Genomic DNA, 250 nt, shown 5'->3' on the forward strand with positions numbered 1-250 from the left:
CGATATTTCTCGTTTGATAAAATAGAAGCGCGAGTACAGGCATCTTTTAATACCGAACGATGTGCAGTCACTAGCTTGGTGCTATTACGGGGTAATACACGGCGGTAGTCCGGGAAACGACCATCAATCAGCTTACTACTAAAGCTAAAGCTGCTATCACTTAACCGAATATGATTTTGCCCTAAACTTAAACTAACCAGTTGCTCGTCATTCGCCAGCAAACGCATAATTTCTAATACCCCTTTGCGTG

1 pseudogene is annotated in these 250 nt (G+C 42.8%); it reads right to left on the reverse strand.

Features of this window, described 5'->3' with window-relative positions:
• A pseudogene (locus RMT89_RS44520) lies at positions 1-250 on the reverse strand (DNA polymerase III subunit beta); the annotation flags it as partial.

It is taken from the genome of Streptomyces sp. P17, from assembly GCF_032436805.1.
Taxonomy (GTDB): domain Bacteria; phylum Actinomycetota; class Actinomycetes; order Streptomycetales; family Streptomycetaceae; genus Streptomyces.